Genomic DNA, 23,541 nt, shown 5'->3' with positions numbered 1-23,541 from the left:
TGGTGCAGTACATCGACTTTATTAGTCAATGTACTCAGCACCGCCCATATATGGACGAAGCACGGTCGGAATTTCAATCGAACCATCAGCACGTTGGTAGTTTTCCATGACCGCAAGTAAAGTACGACCCACAGCCAAACCTGAACCATTCAGCGTATGGACAAACTCAGTTTTCTTTTGGTCTGCACGATAGCGTGCTTTCATACGACGCGCTTGGAAGTCACCCATGTTTGAACATGAAGAAATTTCGCGATACGTATTTTGGCTTGGCACCCAAACTTCAAGATCGTAAGTTTTAGTTGCACCAAAGCCCATATCACCACCACAAAGAATGATCTTACGGTATGGCAAACCTAGTGCTTTCAAGATCCCTTCAGCATGACCTGTAAGCTCTTCAAGTGCTTGCATTGAGTCTTCAGGTTTAACAATTTGCACCATTTCTACTTTGTCGAATTGGTGCTGACGAATCAAACCACGTGTATCACGCCCATACGAACCCGCTTCACTACGGAAACATGGGGTATGTGCTGCATATTTCAGTGGTAAACGATCTGCATCAATGATTTCATCACGCACGAAGTTAGTTACAGGCACTTCCGCAGTTGGAATGAGGTAATACTCTTTTTCACCTTGTAATTTGAACAAATCTTCTTCAAATTTAGGCAATTGGCCTGTACCACGGAGTGAGTCAGCATTGACTAAATACGGCACATACGCTTCGGTATAACCATTTTCCAAGGTATGCGTATTCAACATAAACTGGGTAATCGCACGTTGTAGACGTGCAAGTGGCCCTTTAAGCACACTGAAACGAGAACCTGTCAATTTGGTCGCTGTTTCAAACTCAAGACCGCCCATCCACTCACCTAAGTCAGTGTGATCTTTAATTTCGAAGTCAAACGTACGTGGCGTACCCCATGTGAGGATTTCCACGTTATCACTTTCGTCTTTTCCTTCTGGAACAGACTCATCTGGCAAGTTTGGAATGCTAAGTGATTTCGCTTCAAGTTCAGCTTGTAATTCAGACAAAGCCACTTCCGCCGCTTTGATTTCATCACCAATTGCTGACATGCGCGCCATAATTTCAGATGCATCGCCACCAGCTTTCTTAATTTGGCCAACTTGTTTTGCACCCGAATTACGTTCTGCCTGAAGAGATTCAGTTTTGGATTGAATCTCTTTACGGCGAGCTTCTAGTGATGCCCATTCTTCAACATTCAGTTGTACACCACGTTTTGCTAAGGCTAAATTTACAGCCTCAATATTATTTCTGAGTAATTTCGGGTCGATCATAGCCAATCTTTTGCAAAGAAAAAAACTGGCTATAGTGTAAGCGCTTCAAGCCAAAAAATACAGTCACGCGATCACTAGCTGTGGCTTATTACAGCAATTTTCATGGCTTTTCTTTACCCGCTTTTTCTCGCTCAGCGGCATAATCGACAAAACTTGGTAAATATTCCGACTTAATTAAGCCGCTGGCTTGTGGATACGGTAAAACCAATTCAGACATCCCTTCTGCATAAGAGGCTAATTCATATAAGGGATAAACAAAGACAATACCCTTAGCACTCATATAATAATTGTCTGTTAGCTTCAATTGCTCGCGTGAAATATTATGCTCGGACAACCACATGCTGTTGGCACTATACAATGCATCTAATAGTTTAGACTCGGTCTTCTCCACCACAATATCACTCAGTGCAACCCGTTTTCGAGTTGCTAAATCTAAAGTAATGTATTCGTTATGATACATACCGTGCGCCGCACGTGCTGGATAGTAATAATCCATCAAAACAAAATCTGCATATTTGCCACGCTGCGCCACATAACGGACATCCGACAAAGTTTCACTAAGCATACTTTCGTCTGGCTGCTTTACTGACTGCTTGGTTTTTTCAAATGCCACAGGATTGGCTTTTTTCATCCGTTCATCAAAATACTCATTGATCCACGGAACATTGGTTTCCAAACTGTACAACTGGTATTGGGTACAACCTTCTTCATCACAAGCAATAGAATGCGCCAATGGTAATGGTCTAACTTTTGCCTCAATCAGCGGTAAGCTCTGTGCAACTTTAGCTGGCTTAGCGGTCTCTTCACTTTTTGCCGCAGCACTGTCATTTTGTGGCTGACAAGCACTGAGTAACCCCCCGCATAGCACCACAGCAAAGACTGATCGCATTTTATTGTTATGAAGTGATGTCATTACTTTTCCTCAGTCATATATTCATTTATCAAAGACTATACAAAGCACAGGAAAAACTTCCCACCACGTTATGTAACTGGACTGCATCCGATAAAAAAACCACCCAAAGGTGGTTTTCACGGACTGTTCAACATTATTGATCAATAATGTCGGTGCCTTTAGGCGGTGTAAAATTAAAGGTTGAAGCTGGAATGCTGGCATTGACTTTAGTGTTATTAAACCGCACATAAGTCGTTTGCCCCAAAGAGTCTTCTAAGATCATTAGCGTTGGTGCGCTTTTTGCACCAAAACTGATCGTCAAGCTTTGAAATGCACCATCATCACTCTTTGGATATAAGGTATAGTAGGTTTTGCTCTTATTTGGTTGAGTAATACGATACGACTTACGGATTTGCTCGGTATTCCCTGACAATAATAGTGCAGGTGTATTCGCCACCTGTTCATCTAAAGTCTGACGAACTGCTTGCTGTAAGTCTGGATCATAAATCCAAACCGTTTTACCCGAGGTAACAATCGTTTGTTTCGCAGGACTGGTGGTTTCCCAATAGAATTTTCCAGGACGCTCAACTTTCATCACCCCTTTAAAGGTCTGATTCATGTGCTGAGCAGATAAACCTTGTTTCTTCGGCGCCTTAGATGCATTCGTCACTTTAGTGGTTTGCTCAAAATTAGAGCTGATACTTTGAATACCACTCAACTGCTTGACTAAACTCGTCGTCGCTTGTTGCTCCGATGCTGCAACCGAAGCTGCAAATACTGTACTGCTCATAACAGGGCCCAGCGCTACCACGCCTACTGTCATCGCACATAAAGTCTTACGAAGCATTTTCATAATTTCACCTTTTATAATTTGCGCAGCCGCAATTTGTTAGATGAGCTATCTTAAATCAAATTTTATGGCTAATAATTGAGAATATAAGAAGATTTGTATATTTATTGGTGCTTAGTGTTGTGAAATATCCATCATGATGGAGAACTTAGTTGTATTTTAGACATTAAAAAGCCTCTGAATAAGCAGAGGCTTTTTAGCTTAAATCAAGATCAATCATTGTTATTTCCATTGCCAACCAATTGCAGCACCTGCGCCGAAGTCACCTTCACTATTGGTTGTCACTGCGACTTTGTACACATATTTATTGTTTTCGGTCACACCACTAAGACCGAAAGCATAGCCTTGTTCACCTTCCCAAGTCCCCACACCAGCACTCAACATATTGTAACCTGCATCTGTCGGTTGCGGTAAAGATGCTATCGCAATACTTGATGCAACTGCTGCATAGGTTCGGTCCTCAAGTTTTCGCATGTCTCGATTCAAAGCATTTACACGACTATCAGTATATGCATTCGCTTGATTGAGAGTTTGCTCCCCGACTTGGTTCACATAGGTTTTTGCTTCATTAAGGATGTAGGTATCCGCTGCATCCATCACCTCTTTTGTTATGCCATTTGTGCCATCTGCACCTTTAAGGCTAGCCAACCATTGGGTTACAGTTCCATCAAAACCATCCCCAACAGCAACTTGATAGGCACTAAACCCCGAAGCACCAGTCATACCCGTGTTACCTGTATCACCTTTTAAGCTGGCAAGCCACTCGGTAATTGTGCCATCAAAACCATTTACTTGCGCAACTTGGTAAGCACTGTAACCCATTGCGCCTGTTGTACCAGTATCTCCTTTCACACCTTGCATCCCAGTCACACCTGTTGCACCAGTGTCACCTTTCACACCTTGGATGCCTTGTTCACCCTGTAAGCCTTGGAGACCCTGTTCACCTTGCATCCCAGTTGCACCAGTGTCACCTTTCACACCTTGGATACCTTGTTCGCCCTGTAAGCCCTGAAGACCCTGTTCACCTTGCATCCCAGTCGCGCCTGTTGCCCCAGTATCTCCTTTCACACCTTGGATGCCTTGTTCACCCTGTAAGCCTTGGAGGCCTTGTTCGCCCTGTAAGCCTTGGAGACCCTGTTCACCTTGCGCTCCAGTTGCGCCTGTTGCCCCAGTATCACCTTTCACACCTTGGATACCTTGTGCGCCTGTAGCTCCTGTATCACCCTGTAGACTTTCAAGCCATTGTGTTTCACTACCTTCAAATCCATTATTGACTGCAACTTGATAAGCGCTTGCACCATTTTGTCCATCTAGACCGTCAGCCCCATTGATACCATCTTTACCATTAAGACCATCTATACCATCCGCTCCTTGCAAGCTTAATAACCATTCTTGCTCAGTTCCTACAAATCCATTATTTAAAGCAATTTGATAGGCACTATCTCCATCTTGACCATCTGCACCCGCAGGCCCAGCAGGTCCAACCTGACCACCACAATAGTCATTCTTAAAATAGCAATTATTTTCACTCCCACCAGCCCACACACCATGTGCTGTAATGAGCATCGCACCCAACAAAACTGCTTTTAAAGTGAATTTTTCTCGATGAAAATCATGATGAAATAAAAAACAACGTCGCTGAATAATGTCTTTTACTGCGGCACTGATATGGCTTTGCTCTTGTTTGAACTTATGCCCAAGAGTTTCTGCCATATGGCTGCCTGAATCAGGCCAGACATTTTTATCTATTCTGTCCATATCTATCTGCCTTTTCTTCTAGTTTTACAGTTCTATTACACGCTTATTCTATGTGATACACATCACTATTTACTGTGATTTTGAGACTTAAATTACAGGAAAGCAGAAGTAAAGAACAGATCCTTGTTATTAAAAGACAAAAAAAAGCCCACTAAATTGTGGGCTTTTTTACTATTAAAACTTACGCTTCAACAGTTACGTAGCGACGGCCAAATTGACCTTTCACTTCGAATTTAACTACGCCATCAGCAGTAGCAAACAAAGTATGGTCACGGCCCATACCTACGTTTGTACCAGCGTGGAATTCTGTACCACGTTGACGAACGATGATGTTACCAGCAGTTACAGTTTGACCACCGTAAACTTTAACACCAAGCATTTTAGGGTTCGAATCACGACCGTTCTTAGTCGAACCACCGGCTTTTTTAGTTGCCATGTCTCATTACTCCTCGTGATTAGCCTGAAATAGCTGTAATTTTCAACTCAGTGAACCATTGACGGTGACCTTGTTGTTTACGGTAGTGTTTACGACGACGCATTTTTACAATACGGATTTTGTCGTGACGACCATGGCTAACTACTTCAGCAGTTACAGTCGCACCAGCAACAACTGGAGCACCGATTTGAATGCTGTCGCCATTTACTAGCATTAGTACGTCATCAAACGTAATAGTTGCGCCAGTTTCAGCTTTCAACAATTCAACTTTAAGGGTTTCACCCTCTACAACACGGTGCTGTTTACCACCGCTTTGGATTACTGCGTACATAATGTACTCCAAACATGCCCGTGTCGTCGTGCCGATAAAGGAATATACCGATCTTAATACGAACGCCACTGGGGTTAATCAAGGGCAAGGATTTTAAGTGATATTTGATCAAACAACAAGAGATTTGCCAAACTTATTCGACTAAATTAACGATTATTTAATAATCGGGAAAAACTCAATCAACAAATTACAGTTCAACTCTGGCTAGAGTTTGCTTACAATGAAATAGATTTTTAAAATCAATTCGCTATAGTATGAAGGAATTGATTCGAAGGTATAAATAGACGTACAAATACGGTACGCTTATACATCGGGGAAATAAGGAACTGTCTTTCTAAAATATAGCCTCGCACAATGCTAGCCTTATTTATGATTGAAATGAATGATTTAGACATGTGTCCTTATTTTAAACCATAATTGTATTGCTGATTTTTATCACTTTATATAGATGAGGCTTCTCTTCAAATGACCGTCGATTTTAAGCAAGATATTCTCGCCCCAGTAGCTCAAGACTTTGCCATGATGGACACATTTATTAATGAAGGAATTACCTCTAAAGTGGCTCTAGTCATGGCAGTGAGTAAACATGTGGTTGAAGCAGGTGGTAAACGCATGCGTCCAATTATGTGTTTATTAGCAGCAAAAGCCTGTGGTGCAGAAGATTTAGAACGTCAACGTAAACTTGCTGCAATCATTGAAATGCTTCATACCGCAACTCTAGTTCATGACGATGTAGTGGACGAGTCTGGTTTACGTCGTGGTCGACCAACAGCGAACGCGACTTGGAACAATCAGACTGCAGTTCTGGTCGGTGACTTCCTCATTTCACGTGCCTTTGATCTGTTGGTCGATTTGGGCGACATGACTTTACTCAAAGATTTTTCTACAGGAACCTGTGAAATTGCGGAAGGTGAAGTACTACAGCTTCAAGCCCAACATCAGCCTGAAACCACAGAACAAACTTATTTAGATATTATTCACGGTAAAACGTCACGTTTATTTGAACTGGCAACTGAAGGTGCTGCTATTCTTTCAGGTACGCCACAGTATCGAGAAGCACTGCGTTTATTCGCAGGTCACTTCGGCAATGCCTTCCAAATTATTGATGATATTTTAGATTACACCTCAGATGCTGAAACATTAGGTAAAAATATTGGTGATGATTTGATGGAAGGTAAACCAACTTTACCTTTAATCTCAGCATTGAAAAACACAACGGGCGCAGAGCATGATGTCGTTCGTAGAAGTATTGCCACAGGTGGAACGGCAGATCTTGAACAAGTCATTGCAATTGTGAACAATTCTGGTGCACTGGACTATTGTCGTCAGCGTGCGCACGAAGAAACCGAAGCTGCTTTAGACGCTTTACAGGCTTTACCTGAAAGCCAATATCGTCAAGCTTTGGTTAATCTAACCCAACTGGCTTTGCATCGAATTCAATAACAAATCATGCCTTAGAACGTTTTTAACTTGCTTATGCATATACAATTTAATGATCTTTTCTCTCAAATGCAGCAGCAACTTGAGCATCCTCAAGTTGCTTTAAATGACCAACTTTTAATTGAGTTGGTGGAACGTATTCGCCCTACTGACTCATATCAAACTGATGAAATTCATCAAAAAATACAAGCATTAATTCATGCTTTGTTGATTACGCCTGATGCAGGCTCAACATTGCAAAGCTTCATCTTAGGCCTGATTTCCCAATACAAACAAACCAGTCTGTATGCCGATACTGGCATTTTGTCTTTAGATGGTTTTTGGAATCAATTGTCGCAGCGTTTAGGCGCACATTTTTTACCGCTGATTAACGACGAGACGCAGTTGCAAGATTTAGTCCGTCGTGTTTTCCCCAACCGAAGTGATAAATATTGGCTTGATAACATCAAAGACAGTGACTGGCTACAACTGCTGAACCTGCTCAATCATGGCCATGCCAATCAAAAAGAAAAAGTCAAAATTCGCAGTGAAGTGATTAAAGCCATCACGGTGCTGTCTTATCGGATTAGTGGTATTGGTTTATATCCTGAATTTATTAATGCACATCCTGAACTGACTGAATATGAATCGCCTTTCTTAGTTCAGAATCGCGAAATGATCGAATTCATTCAACAGTATAAAAAAGCTCATCACGACGCCGATGTTTCCAGTGTGGTTGCACCACCCGATGCATCTCAGGCATTGGTTATGATTGAGCAGTGTCGTGATGTAGTTCTAAAAATTCGTCGCTCAACCAAACGCATTGGGGTAAGTGTGAGCCTAACTTATCTCATATCCTTATTAGAACAGTGCTTAGACCGCGTTGAACTGTTGCTCAATTTGATTGTAGAAGAAGGTGAAGCGCACTATAAAGCCATTAGCAACCTTCTGGTCGATATTACCGCTGCAATTTATAGCGAACGCAGTGTTCGTTCTCTACTCACTACCAACAGTGAACTCATTGCGTTACAGGTAACTGAAAATGCCAGTAAAACAGGTGAACACTATGTAAGTACAGACAAACAAGGCTTTTTGGCCATGTACAAATCGGCAGCAGGTGCAGGGGTTATTATTGCCATTATGGCAACGCTCAAAACCTTGTCGGCACGTATGGTCATGGCACCACTCATGCAAGCCTTTATTTACAGTATGAATTACTCACTAGGTTTTATGCTGATTCATGTCTTGCACTTTACTGTAGCGACTAAACAACCCGCGATGACTGCTGCAGCCCTTGCAGCAACAGTACAACACCGCAAAGGTTCTAAAACCGCGCAAATTGCTGAATTAGCAGCATTGATTATCAATATTATCCGTACCCAGTTCATTGCTATTTTGGGTAATATCTCGATTGCCATACCCGTTGCAGCCTTTATTGCATGGGCTTGGGCAACGGGGCTACACGAACCTCTGATGACACATGCAAAAGCCAGCAAAGCACTACACGACCTGAATCCATTTACCTCTTTAGCCATTCCCCATGCTGCTATTGCTGGCGTATGTTTATTTTTGTCAGGTCTGCTGGCGGGCTATTTCGATAATATGGCCGTCTACCGCAAAGTTGGTCCTCGCTTAAAAGCACACCCCCGTCTCAAAACCATCATGCGACAAGAACGGCTCGATAAATTTGCAGGTTATATAGAACGTAACTTAGGTGCGTTGGCAGGTAATTTCTTATTCGGGATTATGCTAGGAAGTATGGGAACCATTGGCTACATTTTGGGGTTACCTTTAGATATTCGACACATTGCCTTTGCTTCAGCAAACTTTATTCAAGGGCTAATGAATATTAATGGCAGTCCTGAAATTGGCTTGATTATTGTATCTTTCCTTGGGGTATTGTGCATTGGTCTAACAAACTTATTCGTCAGTTTTACCTTGACTATTATTGTGGCTTTACGTGCACGTCGAGTTCGTTTTGAACAATGGAAACCTTTAGCAAAATTGGTACTCACCCATTTTCTGACTCGCCCAAGTGATTTCTTTTGGCCCCCAAAAGTACCACTTGAAGTTGAAGAAAGTTCAAACAGTACAAAACACCATACAAAATGATTTTGTACCCATTTTGAGCACTTGTTAGACTATGAACAAAATTTTATGCATTATTAATCAACACTTGAATTAAAGTGTACTGATGAGTACACTTTAACCCAGTAAATAACCGCGCTCAAATCGGTTCAAATGACACGAGTTTTAGCATGCCTTATTTGTTGCTTTTTATCGGTATTATTCTATTTATAATCAGCATATTAGTATTATTTTTTCAACCATTAACATCGCTAGATTTAACAATAGTTGAAAATTTCAGTACGTTGAGAACTGAGCCTATAAATAAGTTTGCAATACTTTTATCTGCACTCGGCGGCATGCCATTTGTATTATTTTTAACCTGTCTATGGTGTTTCCATCGTGCATGGTATAAAAAGTATAAAGATGTCATTTTTATAGGTTTAGGCGTAGTTGGAAGCATTGCTTCTGTTTGGCTACTTAAATTTTTAATTTCAAGACCACGCCCACCAGAAATGTTTCACCTAGTGACGAGCTATGGTGCTTCCTTTCCAAGTGCGCACAGTATGTATGCTGCCACTTTGGCGTGTCTTGCCATTTTCTTAAGTCGCCCATTTCCTGCACATCGTTTTATTGTCTGCATTGCTCTTTTATGGATGCTGATGATGGGAATTTCAAGAGTCTATCTTGGGGTACATTTCCCGTCCGATGTCCTTGCGGGATGGAGTATCAGTATTATATGGATTTCACTGCTCTACATTATGTATGGCAGATACAACCAATCAAATACAAATTATTTTTAGATAAAAATCTAATCGAGGTGGAACAATGATGTCGGCAAAGCTTTGGGCCCCAGCCCTTACCGCTTGCGCATTAGCAACGAGTATTGCACTTGTTGGTTGTAGCAAAGACCCAAAGGATGCGCAGCAAGCAGGCGCTTCTCAACAAATACCACCTACTGAAGTCGGTGTCATTGTTGCACAACCGCAAAATGTAGAACAATCTGTAGAGTTATCTGGCAGAACCACGGCATTTGAAGTCTCTGAAGTTCGCCCACAAACGAGTGGAATTATTCTAAAACGTTTGTTTGCGGAAGGCAGCTATGTACGTGAAGGACAGGCACTTTATGAACTTGATTCTCGTACTAATCGCGCAACATTTGATAATGCCAAAGCAGCATTATTACAACAAGAAGCAAATCTAAGCTCACTTAAAACCAAACTCAATCGTTATCAACAACTGGTTTCAAGCAATGCTGTTGCGAAACAAGATTATGATGACTTAGTCGGTCAAGTGAATGTTGCAGAAGCACAAGTCGCTGCTGCACGTGCACAAGTTAAAAATGCTGAAGTAGATTTAGGCTACTCAACCATTCGTTCACCTATTTCAGGTCAAACGAACCGTTCAACAGTTACAGCAGGCGCATTGGTTACAGCAAATCAAACTGACCCTTTGGTGACGATTCAGCGTTTAGACCCAATCTATGTTGATATCAACCAGTCAAGTTCTGAACTTCTACGCTTACGCCAACAACTAAGCAAAGGTAGTTTAGACAGCAGTAATAACACTCGCGTAAAACTTAAACTAGAAGATGGAAGTGAGTACCCAGTCGAAGGACGTTTAGCGTTCTCTGATGCAAGTGTCAATCCAGATACAGGGACTGTAACCATCCGTGCAGTGTTCCCGAACCCAAATCACTTATTACTTCCTGGTATGTTTGCCAACGCTCAAATCGTGCAAGGGGTGATCCCAAATGCGATTTTAGTGCCACAAATTGCTGTGACACGTACACCTACTGGTCAAGCCATCGCGATGATTGTGAATGACAAAGGTGTTGTTGAGTCTCGCCCAATCACCACATCTGGCATTCAAGGCCAAAACTGGATTGTGACTCAAGGTCTTAAAACAGGTGAAAAAGTTATTGTTGACGGTATAGCGAAAGTTAAAGCTGAACAAAAAGTTGTTACGAAACCGTATCAACCTCAAGCAGCAGCGCCTCAAGCTCCAACAACTGAGGCTAAAAAGACAGAAGCTGGTGCGAAAACAGAACAAAAAGCTACTTCAAACACATAAGGGGTAGACTGAATGGCTCAATTTTTTATTCATCGCCCCATTTTTGCGTGGGTGATTGCACTGGTGATTATGTTGGCGGGTGTTATTACGCTAACCAATATGCCAGTTGCCCAGTATCCGACGATTGCACCGCCCACGGTGACAATTTCTGCAACGTACCCAGGTGCTTCTGCACAAACGGTTGAAAATACCGTGACTCAGATCATTGAACAACAAATGAATGGTCTAGATGGCTTACGTTATATCTCTTCTAACAGTGCTGGCAATGGTCAGGCATCTATTAACTTGAACTTTGAGCAAGGCATTGATCCAGACATTGCACAAGTTCAAGTACAGAACAAGCTACAATCTGCAACTGCACTCTTACCTGAAGATGTGCAACGCCAAGGTGTCAAAGTCACCAAATCTGGCGCAAGCTTTATGCAAGTTGTGGCATTCTATTCTCCAGATGAAAGCCTTTCTGCATCTGACATTAAAGACTATGTAAACTCCAACATTTCCGAACCGCTCAGTCGTGTTGCTGGGGTGGGTGAAGTACAAGTTTTTGGTGGTTCATACGCGATGCGTATTTGGCTTGATCCAGCGAAAATGACCAGTCTGCAAGTTACACCAAGTGATATTGCAACTGCCATTAATGCGCAGAACTCACAAGTTGCTGTGGGTCAACTCGGTGGTGCTCCATCAATTCAGGGACAAGTTCTGAATGCTACGGTCAATGCGCAAAGTATGTTGCAGACCCCTGAGCAATTTAGAAATATTTTCCTCAAAAATACAGCATCTGGCGCTCAAGTGCGCTTATCTGATGTTGCACGTGTTGAACTTGGTTCAGATAACTATCAATTTGACTCTAAATTCAATGGCAAACCTGCTGGTGGTGTAGCGATTAAACTGGCAACTGGTGCAAATGCACTAGATACAGCAGCAGCTGTAGAAAAGCGCCTCAGTGAACTTCGTAAGAACTATCCAGATGGTTTAAAAGATAAACTGGCTTATGACACAACTCCATTTATTAAGCTTTCGATTGAAAGTGTGGTTCACACTTTAATTGAAGCCATAATTTTGGTGTTCATTGTCATGTTCTTGTTCCTACAGAACTGGCGTGCAACGATTATCCCAACACTTGCTGTTCCTGTGGTTGTATTGGGTACCTTTGCTGTCATTAACATTTTCGGTTTCTCCATCAACACACTCACCATGTTTGCAATGGTCTTAGCGATTGGTCTTCTGGTCGATGATGCGATTGTTGTGGTGGAAAACGTCGAACGTGTCATGCAAGAAGAGCATCTCGACCCTGTTGTTGCCACTGAAAAGTCAATGCAACAGATTTCTGGTGCCTTAGTCGGTATTACCAGTGTGTTAACAGCCGTATTCGTACCGATGGCTTTCTTCGGTGGTACTACTGGTGTTATTTACCGTCAGTTCTCGATTACACTTGTGACAGCAATGATTCTGTCATTGATCGTCGCATTAACATTCACCCCTGCCTTATGTGCAACCTTGTTAAAACAACATGATGCAAACAAACCAGAAAGTAATAATATTTTTGCGCGTTTCTTCCGTTGGTTTAACAACAGCTTTGAAAAGCTATCCGTAAAATACCAAGGTGGTGTCAACCGTATGACCCATCATAAAGTATTTTCTGGTGTGGTTTATTTACTGGTGATTGCAGGCTTAGTTGGCCTATATAAAGCTTTACCATCATCATTCTTGCCTGACGAAGACCAAGGTGTGGTAATGACACTCGTACAGCTTCCACCAAGTGCAAGCCTTGAACGTACCGATAAAGTCATCACCACAATGACAGACTATTTCATGAATAAAGAAAAAGAACATGTAGAGTCCATCTTTACTGTTTCTGGTTTCTCATTCACAGGTGTTGGTCAAAACGCAGGTCTTGCGTTTATCAAGCTGAAGGACTGGAGTGAGCGTACCTCACCTGAATCACAAATTGGTGCCATCATCCAACGTGGTATGGCATTGAATATGATCGTGAAAGATGCCTCTTACATCATGCCATTACAGTTACCTGCAATGCCTGAATTAGGTGTATCTGCTGGTTTTGACATCCAATTAAAAGATGCGAGTGGTCAAGGTCATGAAAAACTGATTGCTGCACGTAATGCGATTCTAGGTATGGCAGCACAGGATAAACGCCTTGCAGGTGTGCGTCCAAATGGTCAAGAAGATACGCCTCAGTATCAAATTAGTATTGACCAAGCACAAGCAGGCGCAATGGGTGTAAGTATTGCTGATATCAATACAACCATGAGTATCGCTTGGGGTGGTTCGTATATTAATGACTTCGTAGACCGTGGTCGTGTGAAAAAAGTCTATGTGCAAGGCGAAGCAAATGCACGTATGATGCCTGAAGACTTGAACAAGTGGTACGTACGTAATAGTAGCGGCACAATGGTTCCATTCTCAGCATTTGCAACAGGCGAATGGACTTATGGTTCCCCACGTCTAGAGCGTTATAACGGCGTATCATCAGTCAACATCCAAGGTACTCCTGCACCAGGCGTTAGTTCGGGTGATGCCATGATTGCAATGGAAGAAATTATTGGCAAGTTACCGTCAATGGGCTTAGATGGCTTCGACTATGAATGGACGGGTTTATCTTTAGAAGAACGTGATTCTGGTAGTCAAACAGGACCATTACTCATTCTTTCAATGTTGATCGTATTCCTTTGTCTTTCAGCTTTATATGAAAGTTGGTCTATCCCTGTTTCAGTATTGCTGGTTGTACCACTTGGTATTATTGGTGCATTTACTTTAACGTGGTTAGGTATGATCATCAAAGGCGATCCAAACCTGTCATTTAACATCTACTTCCAAGTCGCAATTGTTGCCGTAATTGGTCTTTCTGCGAAAAATGCAATCTTGATTGTAGAGTTTGCAAAAGAGTTGCAAGAAAAAGGTGAAGACTTATTTGATGCAACCCTTCATGCTGCAAAAATGCGTTTACGCCCAATCATTATGACCACCCTTGCCTTCGGTTTTGGTGTACTCCCTCTTGCCCTTTCAGCAGGTGCAGGTGCAGGTAGTCAACACTCTGTCGGTTATGGTGTACTTGGTGGTGTAATTAGTTCTACACTTTTGGGTATTTTCTTCATTCCAGTATTCTTTGTTTGGATTCGCAGCATTTTCAAATACAAACCGAAGAAACAAAATAATCAGGAGCAAACATCGTGATGCAAAAAGTATGGTCTATTTCAGGTCGTAGCATTGCGGTATCTGCACTTGCGCTTGCTTTGACTGCATGTCAAAGCATGCGTGGTCCAGAACCCGTCGTTCAAGCGGATATCCCAACAGGATATATTGGTTCAGCTACAGGACCGTCTATTGCTGAGCAAGGTTATAAAGATTTTTTTGCTGATGCACGATTGGTACAAGTCATTGAAATGGCTTTGGCCAATAACCGTGACCTACGCACTGCAACTTTAAATATTCAACGTGCACAACAAGCGTATCAAATTACTGAAAACAACCAACTACCCACTATTGGGGCAAGTGGTAGTGTGCTTCGTCAAGATACGTTAAGTACGACTAAGCCAGTCACAACCTATAATGTTGGCCTTGGTGTCACCGCTTATGAGTTAGACTTTTGGGGGCGTGTACGTAGCTTAAAAGACAATGCTTTGGACAGCTATTTAGCGACCCAAAGTGCGCGTGATGCAACACAAATTTCGTTGATTGGTCAAGTTGCGCAAGCATGGCTCAGCTATTCATTTGCCAATGCTAACTTAAAACTGGCAGATCAAACGCTTAAAGCACAGCTTGAGTCATACAATCTGAACAAAAAACGTTTTGATGTTGGTATCGACAGTGAAGTTCCCGTTCGTCAAGCGCAAATTTCAGTTGAAACTGCACGTAATGATGTTGCCAACTACAAGACTCAAGTGGCCCAAGCGCAGAATTTATTGAACTTGTTGGTGGGTCAGGCTGTACCAGCTAACTTATTGGCACCGCAACCAGTTAAACGCATTACTCAAAGTACAGCTTTAACTGCTGGATTACCAAGTGACTTGTTGAATAACCGTCCTGATGTTCGCTCTGCTGAGTATCAATTGTCTGCTGCAGGTGCCAATATTGGTGCGGCAAAAGCACAATTATTCCCAACAATTAGCTTAACAGGTACAGCAGGTTATGCATCGACAGATTTAAGCGACTTGTTTAAATCAGGTGCCTTCGTTTGGTCACTTGGCCCAAGCTTAGATATCCCTATCTTTGACTGGGGTACACGTCGTGCCAATGTGAAGATTTCAGAAACTGACCAAAAAATTGCGTTGTCAGATTATGAAAAAACCATTCAAACGGCTTTCCGTGAAGTGAATGATGCATTAGCTGTACGTGAAAATATTGGTGATCGTCTATCTGCACAACGTCGTCTTGTGGATGCCACCAATACCACCTATAAGCTGTCAACAGCACGCTTCCGTGCAGGGATCGACAACTACTTAACAGTACTCGATGCTCAGCGTACTTCGTACTCGGCGGAACAAGGTCTGTTATTGCTTGAACAAGCAAACTTAAATAACCAAGTTGAAGTGTATAAAACGCTTGGTGGTGGTGTGAAAGCCAATACAGCTGATCAAGTGGCGAAACAGCCCTCTTCTTCAGATGTAAAATATAACAAAACTGCAAACTAACGCTTGCGGTATGAAAAGCTCACTTCGGTGGGCTTTTTTATTGCTTTTTCATCGGCTTTTTCCTATCTTCAAAGACAATACTCACTTTTAAATAATGGACATTATGCTTTTAAGTAACCTTGAGTCTGTACCTGGACATACGATTTCTCAGCAACTGGACGTGGTTTATGGGAGTACAGTTCGGAGTAAACATGTCGGACGCGATTTTCTGGCAGGCCTGAAAAATATCGTCGGGGGTGAACTCACGGCCTATACTGAACTTTTAGAAGAATCACGCCAAGAAGCTATGAATCGTATGATTGCAAAAGCACAAGGCCTAGGTGCAAATGCCATCGTAGGAATTCGTTTTTCAACTTCAAATATTGCCCAAGGTGCATCAGAATTATTTGTGTATGGCACTGCCGTCCGTGTCACACCGTTAAACAACCATCTCCCTGACCCTTTTCCAAAGCAGGCCTAAACGATGGAAAGCTTAATTTTCCAACTGCTGATTTTTGCGGTGCTGTTTAGCGTCGGTTTTGGTTTTGGTCGTTATAACGAACGCAAACATTTGGCGGAACTTGAACAGAATGAAAAGCGACTTGCCTACATCACTGTGGGTAATCTGCGCAAAGTGAATTTTGCACAGTCTGGACACATGATCAGTAGCAATGTGGTGATTTCACATGATTACTTCAAATACGTACTGGCCACTGTGCAAAACTTTTTGGGCGGTCGGCTGACCAGTTATGAAAGTGTGGTAGATCGTGCCCGTCGTGAAGCTATTGTCCGACTTAAGCTTGAAGCAGAAAAGCACGGCGCAACACACATCGCTTGTATTCGACTGGCGACTACAGAAATGGGGATGCAAGGCGGTATGGTCGAAGTCTTTGCTTATGGGACCGCCATTCAAATTCCTTAAACAGCGACTATGAACCAATCCACCATTCACTAAACTCAAACAGCATGAGTGCACAAAATCGCTCATGCTCGGTCACCTTCTATCGTACAGCTTGATGCTAGATTGCTCGCTAGAGCATAATTCTCTACACTGAACAAAATAAAAATGGACTTCACCTACACTGTAAATAGGTCACAAATAATGAAATCTTTAGCACTAAAAATAAGTATGGCTGTACTCAGCATGATCCCACTTGTAGCCAAAGCTGAATTAATTGTACTGGCATCCCCTCAAAGTAATGATGCTTACTATGCAAAAATGATTGATGATATTTTTGATTTCCACGTCGATTATGCAAAAAAAATTATTAAAAACGGAGACAATGTCGTTGTTCTGACAGACAAACAGCTCTACCCCGACTATGTCAAAGCTTTGGGAAAAAAGCATGTAGCAATCGCACCGATGCATGACATTTGGATGCGTGACTTCACCAGCGCCAATCCAGCTCAACCCGTCATGTTCCGCTACACGGCCGCAGGACAAGGTGGGGCTAAAAAGGGGCAGGCTATTTCAGATGAAGTGCAGGATGAATTTAAATACTACAGTCAAAAAGCAGGCTTACAGTTTACTCAGACCAAACTGTTGAATGATGGTGGTAATTGGGTGGAAGATGGGTATGGCAATGTCGTCCTCAGCACCAAGTTTCTAGCAGATAACAAGCTAACCGAAAACGAAGCGCGTAAGAAACTCATGGCACTGACAGGAGCCAAACAAATTGCATTCATTGAAGCCGATGAACAAGGCGGCTTGGAACATGCGGACGGTGTGGTCAGTTTTGTCGACCAAAACACCTTGGTGATTAACTCCTACCCTGAAGATCCCGACTATGCCAAGCAGCTTAAAGCAGATCTAAAACGCGGCATTCCCAATGTAAAAATTCGTGAAATCATCACTCCTTATGATGGCAGTGAGATTTATGATGAAAAGTTTGGTTCTGCATGTGGCTTATACACCAACATGCTGGTCACACCTGAGCGAATTTACTTCCCGCAATTTGGCATTAAAGAGGATGCTATCGCTTTAAAGCAAATTCGTAGCGTTACCAAACGTACCGTGATTCCAGTACAGTCTGCTAATGTCTGTCATATGGGCGGTGGCGTGCGTTGTATGTCTTGGCAAGTGCGTGGGAAAAATGCGGAATTATTTTTAAATTATTTAAATAAAATCAGTAAGTAAAAGTCCGATCCCAAACTATATCCATAAGAAAACATCAATTCAACGGGCAGGGAACATATTTCTCCCTGCCCGTTTCACTTTACTTCACTTTCATCTTACGAATCATTTTATACAATGTTTTAGGTGATAAACGAGACACAAGAACACCCATTTTCTCCTTACGTCCACCGACTACGATGTATTCTTCACCTTTGAGCAAAGCACTTACTACGGTTTGCGCAAAAATATCCGGTTCTAAACCATTTTCAATCGCTTCATCTTGATGACCTTGCGGTTTACCTGCGCCATTTAAAGCATTAAACGAGACATTGGTTTTAACAAAACCTGGGAAAATCACCGAAACATCTACACCTTCATTGGCCACTTCGGCACGTAGGCTATTTGCCCACATGTGAATAGCAGCCTTGGCCGCTGAATAACTGGCACGATACTGCGTCCCCAATAAACCCGCCACACTTGACACAAAGGCAATACGACCTGATTTTTGTGCTAAGAATGTCGGCAGAACTGTTTTGGTTAAAAACACTTGCGAGAAATAATCGACTTCCATAATTGCGCGTTCAGTTTGCATAGTCGTGTCGGCAATCAAGGCACGTTGACTTAAACCGGCATTATTAATCAGCCAGTCAATCCGACCTTTTTTCTGGAGCACTTGCTCATAGGCGTGACGGACCTGCGTCTCATCGGTAATGTCGGCACAAATAGAAATGTGTTGATCTGGATTAAGCAGCCCTACACGGACTTTTTCGAGTTCATCCAAACGTCTTGCCGTGAGTACGACCTCAGCCCCCTGTAAGGCACATTCTTTAGCCAGTGCTTCCCCTAACCCTGAAGATGCTCCTGTAATCCACACCACTTTCGCATCTAAACTGTTTAACTGTGCCATGTCCTTATTGCCTCATACCGAAGTTTTATTTGTAGGTTGATCATTTAAAAAAGTTAGAAAATGATCAAAATATTGACTCATCATCTGCGCATCATAAATACGACCTAATTTGTCAAAGCGTTTATAACCCAATTGAGTGGTAAAGCTAATCACCCCATTGAGTGTTTTATCCACCACTACATTAAATTTCAACATTTTCTTCGGTTCACGGATCAAACTGGTCACCCCCTGATCCACAATTTGAGTAAATGCTTTTAAAGCAGGTGATACATATTGATTATTGCCTTTATCCATCTGGTCCGCACAACCCAAAAGCTCATTCACCAAAGTCTTTTCGACAGGATAACTTAGAAAATGGGTTCCTTCAGCATCGTACATCATACGATCTAAATAATTCACCATAGGCGTTAGGCGATCATTAGAAAAAAAGGAGACCGACCACGGCATGTACTTACGCATCGTATCCACAATCTGCTTGATGACTTTTTCCGACTCTCCATCGCCCGAAGTTGAGAGTCGGGCTAAATCCCCAAAGACCTGATCAATTACTTCACACGAAATATCTGCTAGAACTTCACCGAGTGGTTTTGCTAAATTTTGGCTTTCGCCAGCATTGAGCTGTTGATGAATATGGGTAAAGCGCTGGTGAGTTTCGGGTTTTAATTTTAAAGAAATTTGATAAGTCATCGTGATCCCCCTTTTTTTTTGATTTTTACTGCGAACAATGCGCACTCTAGGTGTAAACACATCATAAAGCGCTCTGCTTCATGTCGCAATTGCTAGATCAACGCATTTGCTTTACATGCCCCCATTTACGATTTCTTTGCTACAATAGATGCAATTTTTTATCTACTTTTGAACTGTTTGAACTATGACTGATTCAGCGCAAAATATTGCTACAACTTACGATCCAACCGAGATCGAGAAAAAATGGTACCAAACTTGGGAAGAGCGTGGCTATTTTAAGCCCTCTGAAAAAGGTGAGTCATTTTGTATCATGATTCCGCCACCAAACGTCACCGGTAGCTTGCACATGGGTCATGGTTTTAACAATGCCATTATGGATGCGTTAACTCGCTACAACCGCATGTCAGGTAAAAATACCTTATGGCAGCCAGGTACAGACCATGCGGGTATTGCAACGCAAATGGTGGTTGAACGTCAATTGGGCGCTCAGGGTGTCAGCCGTCATGACCTCGGCCGTGAAAAATTCATTGAAAAAGTTTGGGAATGGAAAGAACAATCAGGCGGCACGATTACTCGTCAAATCCGTCGACTAGGTTCTTCAGTGGACTGGTCGCGTGAACGCTTTACCATGGATGAAGGTCTATCGAATGCGGTCAAAGAAGTGTTCGTTAAACTGCACGAAGACGGTTTGATTTACCGTGGCAAACGTTTGGTGAACTGGGATCCAAAATTACAAACGGCGCTTTCTGACCTCGAAGTTGAGTCAGATAAAGAAGAAGCAGGTTCATTGTGGCACTTCAAATATTTCTTTGAAGATAAAAACCTACGTACCCATGATGGTAAAGACCACATCGTTGTAGCGACCACACGCCCTGAAACATTGCTCGGTGATACTGCGGTTGCTGTGGCACTGGATGATGAACGCTATACGCACCTTGTGGGTCAGAACATTATCCTGCCAATTACAGGTCGTGCTGTTCCAATCGTGAAAGACGAATATGTCGATAAAGAATTCGGTACAGGCTGTGTGAAAATCACGCCTGCTCATGACTTTAACGACTATGAAGTTGGTAAGCGTTGTGAATTGCCGATCATCAATATCTTCAACAAAAATGCAGAAATATTGGCTGAGTTTGAATACATCGCCAAAGCGGGTGAGCAAATTTCTAAAACCATCCCTGCGCCTGCGGACTATATTGGTTTAGAGCGTTTTGAAGCACGTAAAAAACTGGTTGAACAAGCCGAAGCTGAAGGCTGGTTAGATCAAATCCAACCTTATACGCTTAAACCACCTCGCGGTGACCGTTCAGGCGTAATCGTTGAGCCATTATTGACCGATCAATGGTATGTGAAAATTGCACCATTGGCTCAACCTGCCATTGAAGCGGTTCAAGACGGTCGCATCAAGTTCGTGCCTGAGCAATACAGCAACATGTACATGGCGTGGATGAACAACATCCAAGACTGGTGTATCTCTCGTCAACTTTGGTGGGGTCACCGTATCCCAGCTTGGTACGATGCTGAAGGTAACATCTATGTCGGTCGTGACGAAGCTGAAGTACGTACCAAAAATAACATCCCTGCTGATGTTGCGCTTAGCCAAGACGAAGACGTACTCGACACATGGTTCTCTTCTGCGCTATGGACGTTCTCAACTTTAGGTTGGACTGGCGATGCCAAGAAAGATGCGGAAAACTATTTCCTCAATACCTTCCACCCAACGGATGTATTGGTGACTGGTTTTGACATCATCTTCTTCTGGGTTGCTCGTATGATTATGTTTACGATGCACTTCATGAAAAATGAAGATGGTACGCCACAAGTTCCGTTTAAAACGGTCTATGTTCACGGTCTAGTCCGTGATGGCGAAGGTCAAAAAATGTCGAAGTCGAAAGGCAACGTGCTTGACCCATTAGATTTGATTGACGGTGTTGACCTTGAGACTTTAGTACAAAAACGTACTACAGGTCTGATGAATCCGAAACAAGCGGCGAAGATTGAAAAATCAACCCGTAAAGAATTCCCAGAAGGCATTCAAGCCTATGGTACGGATGCGGTTCGTTTCACGTTCTGTGCGCTTGCGAACACGGGTCGTGACATTAAGTTCGACATGAAACGTGTTGAAGGTTACCGTAACTTTGCCAACAAAATCTGGAACGCAACCCGTTTCGTGATGATGAACTGTGAAGAGCAAGTGATTGGCACTGAAGTTCGCCAAGACCTTTGGGAATTGCCTGAACAGTGGATCGTGAGCCGTCTGCAAAAAGCCGAAGCTGCGGTACAACAAGCTTTTGCGACTTACCGTTTAGACTTGGCTGCACAAGCAATTTACGAGTTCATTTGGAATGAATACTGTGACTGGTATGTTGAGCTGACCAAACCTGTTCTGAATGATGAAAATGTATCGGTTGAGCGTAAAGCTGAAGTTCGTCGTGTACTCCTTGCTGTGATGGAAGCGTCTTTACGTCTTGCACACCCAATCATGCCGTATTTGACTGAAGAAATTTGGCAGACGCTTGCGCCGAAGCTTGGTATTTCTGGCGAAACCATCATGCTGGCGCAATACCCTGTTGCCAACCCTGAGCGTGTAAACGAACAGGCTGAAGCCGATATGCAATGGCTTCAAGGTTTGATTGGTGCGGTACGTAACATCCGTGGTGAAATGGGCTTAGGTAATGCGCGTTTATTACCAGTGCTTCTACAAAACACGACGGAAGCTGAAAAAGCACAAATCACTCGTATTGAAGCGTTGTTTAAAGCCTTGGCGAAAGTAGAAAGCATTACCTTCTTGGCTGACGGCGAGCAACCTCCATTGTCTTCTTCATCTGTGGTTGGACATGCGTCTGTATTCGTTCCAATGAAGGGCTTGATTGACCCGAAAGCGGAATTGGGTCGTCTACAGAAAGACTTAGACAAAGTGCAAAAACAGCATGACCAAATTGCGACTAAATTGAGCAATGAAGGTTTTGTGGCGAAAGCACCTGTGGCTGTGGTTGAAGGTGAAAAAGTGAAACTGGCTGAGTTTGCTGACCAATTAGTGAAGATTAAAGCGAATATGGATCAGATTGCAGCGCTTTAAGGTGTTGTTAATTTAATCTAATTTGTAGTATAAAGGGCTGATTATTCAGCCCTTTATGATTTCAAATGAAAGAATTATTAGAACCCATTTATCTCAATGAAAAAATGCTACTTAACTGCGCTGGATACTTATTTGATGGAGTTGAAACATCTACAAATATTTCTGAATCCAACAATGATCAATCCACTAAAACTGTATCAGGCTCTGGTGGCATAGGAGCTAGTGGAATTCTTGAATGGTTAGCTAAAGCCGAAGGGAGTTTAGAAGGTAAATTAGATCTACAAAATACTAATAGTTATTCAAAGAATACAAGTAAATATTTAACTCTTGGTGCTTTACATATGAAAGTACTGAAAAAATTACAAGAAGAAAAATTAATTCTAAACTTTTATGATTTTAATAAAGATTTAAAACAAAGCCCTTACATCGGAATTAAAGCTGATTTGCAACCAGTAGACTTCTTTGAATTGTTGCAAATTTTAAAAATGCTAACTCCACAATTGAAATATATAACAGCTTTTCTTAATAAAAATAGCTCTAGTCAACAAACAAAAAAACAGTCACCTGTACAAAATCAGCTTAATAATGATCTAATAGAAATTATTAAAAACTTAATCTCTGAACTAGAAACAAATTATTTGGAATCCAACTTATTAGAGATGCTAATGAGTATTGATGGTAAATGTATCGGAGTAATTGATCTAGATTTGGAGAATCATCAACCGAATAAAATTAAATCTCAGTTAAATGATGGAAATTTTATAATTATAGGTAAAATTACTAAAATAATTAATGAAAATCAGACTATTAACTTATTGCAACGAAATGTAATAACACCTCTCCTGTCATTAGTTGAGCGTATTTCTTTATTGATTGAAGCAATAAATAGTAGCAAAGAAGATTATGAAATCTCAGATTCCAAAATTTCGGAAATCTTAGCCTTTAAAGATCGTACTTACTCAATTATTAGCTCCTTATTAGATATTTTTATTGAAGGACCTGCAA

Annotated in this window: 19 protein-coding genes; 11 read left to right on the top strand and 8 right to left on the bottom strand. The window is 42.1% G+C overall.

Going from position 1 to position 23,541, the window contains the following annotated elements; genetic code table 11:
• Nucleotides 1-21: 21 nt before the first annotated feature.
• The 6 genes from serS to rplU form a co-directional block, all read right to left on the bottom strand.
• Entirely contained in the window at nt 22-1,293 is a 1,272-nt protein-coding gene (gene serS / locus GBI16_RS06480; protein WP_110974391.1) for a serine--tRNA ligase, read from the bottom strand.
• Between the two features lie 100 nt (nt 1,294-1,393).
• Entirely contained in the window at nt 1,394-2,206 is an 813-nt protein-coding gene (locus tag GBI16_RS06475) for an RsiV family protein (protein WP_086208122.1), read from the bottom strand.
• A gap of 133 nt (nt 2,207-2,339) precedes the next feature.
• The gene (gene lolA / locus GBI16_RS06470; protein WP_086208123.1) at nt 2,340-3,038 is read right to left on the bottom strand and encodes an outer membrane lipoprotein chaperone LolA; all 699 of its coding nucleotides are present in this window, start codon (nt 3,036-3,038) and stop codon (nt 2,340-2,342) included.
• 219 nt (nt 3,039-3,257) lie between these two features.
• Nucleotides 3,258-4,793: a YadA-like family protein gene (locus GBI16_RS18910; RefSeq protein WP_171494537.1), complete on the bottom strand. Its 1,536-nt coding sequence runs from the start codon at nt 4,791-4,793 to the stop codon at nt 3,258-3,260.
• Nucleotides 4,794-4,974: 181 nt separating this feature from the next.
• Nucleotides 4,975-5,229 carry a 50S ribosomal protein L27 gene (gene rpmA / locus GBI16_RS06460; protein WP_086208124.1) on the bottom strand — a complete coding sequence of 85 codons (255 nt, stop codon included), beginning with the start codon at nt 5,227-5,229 and terminating at the stop codon, nt 4,975-4,977.
• 19 nt (nt 5,230-5,248) lie between these two features.
• The gene (gene rplU, locus GBI16_RS06455) at nt 5,249-5,560 is read right to left on the bottom strand and encodes a 50S ribosomal protein L21 (RefSeq protein WP_004695441.1); all 312 of its coding nucleotides are present in this window, start codon (nt 5,558-5,560) and stop codon (nt 5,249-5,251) included.
• Between the two features lie 465 nt (nt 5,561-6,025).
• Here rplU and sdsA point away from each other — a divergent pair, with 465 nt between their 5' ends.
• The 9 genes from sdsA (at nt 6,026) to GBI16_RS06410 (ending at nt 17,884) form a co-directional block, all read left to right on the top strand.
• Nucleotides 6,026-7,003 (top strand): All-trans-nonaprenyl-diphosphate synthase, encoded by a 978-nt coding sequence (sdsA, locus tag GBI16_RS06450; RefSeq protein ID WP_086208125.1) that lies wholly within the window; start codon nt 6,026-6,028, stop codon nt 7,001-7,003.
• Between the two features lie 33 nt (nt 7,004-7,036).
• Nucleotides 7,037-9,091 (top strand): site-specific recombinase, encoded by a 2,055-nt coding sequence (locus GBI16_RS06445; protein ID WP_086208126.1) that lies wholly within the window; start codon nt 7,037-7,039, stop codon nt 9,089-9,091.
• A gap of 146 nt (nt 9,092-9,237) precedes the next feature.
• A complete protein-coding gene (locus tag GBI16_RS06440) occupies nt 9,238-9,849 on the top strand; it encodes a phosphatase PAP2 family protein (RefSeq protein WP_086208127.1) in 612 nt (203 codons plus the stop codon).
• 25 nt (nt 9,850-9,874) lie between these two features.
• Entirely contained in the window at nt 9,875-11,119 is a 1,245-nt protein-coding gene (locus GBI16_RS06435; protein WP_151706753.1) for an efflux RND transporter periplasmic adaptor subunit, read from the top strand.
• 12 nt (nt 11,120-11,131) lie between these two features.
• Nucleotides 11,132-14,311 (top strand): multidrug efflux RND transporter permease subunit AdeJ, encoded by a 3,180-nt coding sequence (gene adeJ, locus GBI16_RS06430; protein WP_086208129.1) that lies wholly within the window; start codon nt 11,132-11,134, stop codon nt 14,309-14,311.
• Nucleotides 14,311-15,768, top strand: a complete 1,458-nt coding sequence (adeK, locus tag GBI16_RS06425; protein WP_086208130.1) for a multidrug efflux RND transporter AdeIJK outer membrane channel subunit AdeK — start codon at nt 14,311-14,313, stop codon at nt 15,766-15,768. Before adeJ ends, adeK begins: the two co-directional genes overlap by 1 nt.
• Nucleotides 15,769-15,871: 103 nt before the next feature.
• On the top strand, nt 15,872-16,228 hold the full coding sequence (locus GBI16_RS06420) for a YbjQ family protein (protein ID WP_086208131.1): 357 nt from the start codon (nt 15,872-15,874) through the stop codon (nt 16,226-16,228).
• Nucleotides 16,229-16,231: 3 nt separating this feature from the next.
• Complete coding sequence (locus GBI16_RS06415; RefSeq protein WP_086208132.1) at nt 16,232-16,669, top strand: YbjQ family protein; 438 nt, start codon at nt 16,232-16,234, stop codon at nt 16,667-16,669.
• A gap of 180 nt (nt 16,670-16,849) precedes the next feature.
• Nucleotides 16,850-17,884 (top strand): agmatine deiminase family protein, encoded by a 1,035-nt coding sequence (locus tag GBI16_RS06410; protein ID WP_151706752.1) that lies wholly within the window; start codon nt 16,850-16,852, stop codon nt 17,882-17,884.
• Nucleotides 17,885-17,963: 79 nt separating this feature from the next.
• On the opposite strand, the gene GBI16_RS06405 is transcribed toward GBI16_RS06410, so the two are convergent.
• Entirely contained in the window at nt 17,964-18,770 is an 807-nt protein-coding gene (locus GBI16_RS06405; RefSeq protein WP_110974400.1) for an SDR family NAD(P)-dependent oxidoreductase, read from the bottom strand.
• Between the two features lie 12 nt (nt 18,771-18,782).
• Complete coding sequence (locus GBI16_RS06400; RefSeq protein ID WP_151706751.1) at nt 18,783-19,457, bottom strand: hypothetical protein; 675 nt, start codon at nt 19,455-19,457, stop codon at nt 18,783-18,785.
• Between the two features lie 184 nt (nt 19,458-19,641).
• On the opposite strand from GBI16_RS06400, the gene GBI16_RS06395 reads away from it, so the two are divergent.
• Nucleotides 19,642-22,536: a valine--tRNA ligase gene (locus GBI16_RS06395; RefSeq protein ID WP_151706750.1), complete on the top strand. Its 2,895-nt coding sequence runs from the start codon at nt 19,642-19,644 to the stop codon at nt 22,534-22,536.
• Nucleotides 22,537-22,601: 65 nt separating this feature from the next.
• A partial coding sequence (locus tag GBI16_RS06390) for a hypothetical protein (protein WP_151706749.1) occupies nt 22,602-23,541 on the top strand: 940 nt, incomplete at its 3' end.

The organism is Acinetobacter sp. TUM15064 (assembly GCF_008980265.1).
Lineage (GTDB): Bacteria > Pseudomonadota > Gammaproteobacteria > Pseudomonadales > Moraxellaceae > Acinetobacter.
This window is presented reverse-complemented; position numbering and strand designations above follow the sequence as displayed.

Bases quoted from the DNA above. Each gene is read 5' to 3' on its own strand.
- serS (WP_110974391.1), bottom strand. From the start codon at position 1,293: ATGATCGACCCGAAATTACTCAGAAATAATATTGAGGCTGTAAATTTA.
- GBI16_RS06475 (WP_086208122.1), bottom strand. From the start codon at position 2,206: ATGACATCACTTCATAACAATAAAATGCGATCAGTCTTTGCTGTGGTG.
- lolA (WP_086208123.1), bottom strand. From the start codon at position 3,038: ATGAAAATGCTTCGTAAGACTTTATGTGCGATGACAGTAGGCGTGGTA.
- GBI16_RS18910 (WP_171494537.1), bottom strand. From the start codon at position 4,793: ATGGACAGAATAGATAAAAATGTCTGGCCTGATTCAGGCAGCCATATG.
- rpmA (WP_086208124.1), bottom strand. From the start codon at position 5,229: ATGGCAACTAAAAAAGCCGGTGGTTCGACTAAGAACGGTCGTGATTCG.
- rplU (WP_004695441.1), bottom strand. From the start codon at position 5,560: ATGTACGCAGTAATCCAAAGCGGTGGTAAACAGCACCGTGTTGTAGAG.
- sdsA (WP_086208125.1), top strand. From the start codon at position 6,026: ATGACCGTCGATTTTAAGCAAGATATTCTCGCCCCAGTAGCTCAAGAC.
- GBI16_RS06445 (WP_086208126.1), top strand. From the start codon at position 7,037: ATGCATATACAATTTAATGATCTTTTCTCTCAAATGCAGCAGCAACTT.
- GBI16_RS06440 (WP_086208127.1), top strand. From the start codon at position 9,238: ATGCCTTATTTGTTGCTTTTTATCGGTATTATTCTATTTATAATCAGC.
- GBI16_RS06435 (WP_151706753.1), top strand. From the start codon at position 9,875: ATGATGTCGGCAAAGCTTTGGGCCCCAGCCCTTACCGCTTGCGCATTA.
- adeJ (WP_086208129.1), top strand. From the start codon at position 11,132: ATGGCTCAATTTTTTATTCATCGCCCCATTTTTGCGTGGGTGATTGCA.
- adeK (WP_086208130.1), top strand. From the start codon at position 14,311: ATGCAAAAAGTATGGTCTATTTCAGGTCGTAGCATTGCGGTATCTGCA.
- GBI16_RS06420 (WP_086208131.1), top strand. From the start codon at position 15,872: ATGCTTTTAAGTAACCTTGAGTCTGTACCTGGACATACGATTTCTCAG.
- GBI16_RS06415 (WP_086208132.1), top strand. From the start codon at position 16,232: ATGGAAAGCTTAATTTTCCAACTGCTGATTTTTGCGGTGCTGTTTAGC.
- GBI16_RS06410 (WP_151706752.1), top strand. From the start codon at position 16,850: ATGAAATCTTTAGCACTAAAAATAAGTATGGCTGTACTCAGCATGATC.
- GBI16_RS06405 (WP_110974400.1), bottom strand. From the start codon at position 18,770: ATGGCACAGTTAAACAGTTTAGATGCGAAAGTGGTGTGGATTACAGGA.
- GBI16_RS06400 (WP_151706751.1), bottom strand. From the start codon at position 19,457: ATGACTTATCAAATTTCTTTAAAATTAAAACCCGAAACTCACCAGCGC.
- GBI16_RS06395 (WP_151706750.1), top strand. From the start codon at position 19,642: ATGACTGATTCAGCGCAAAATATTGCTACAACTTACGATCCAACCGAG.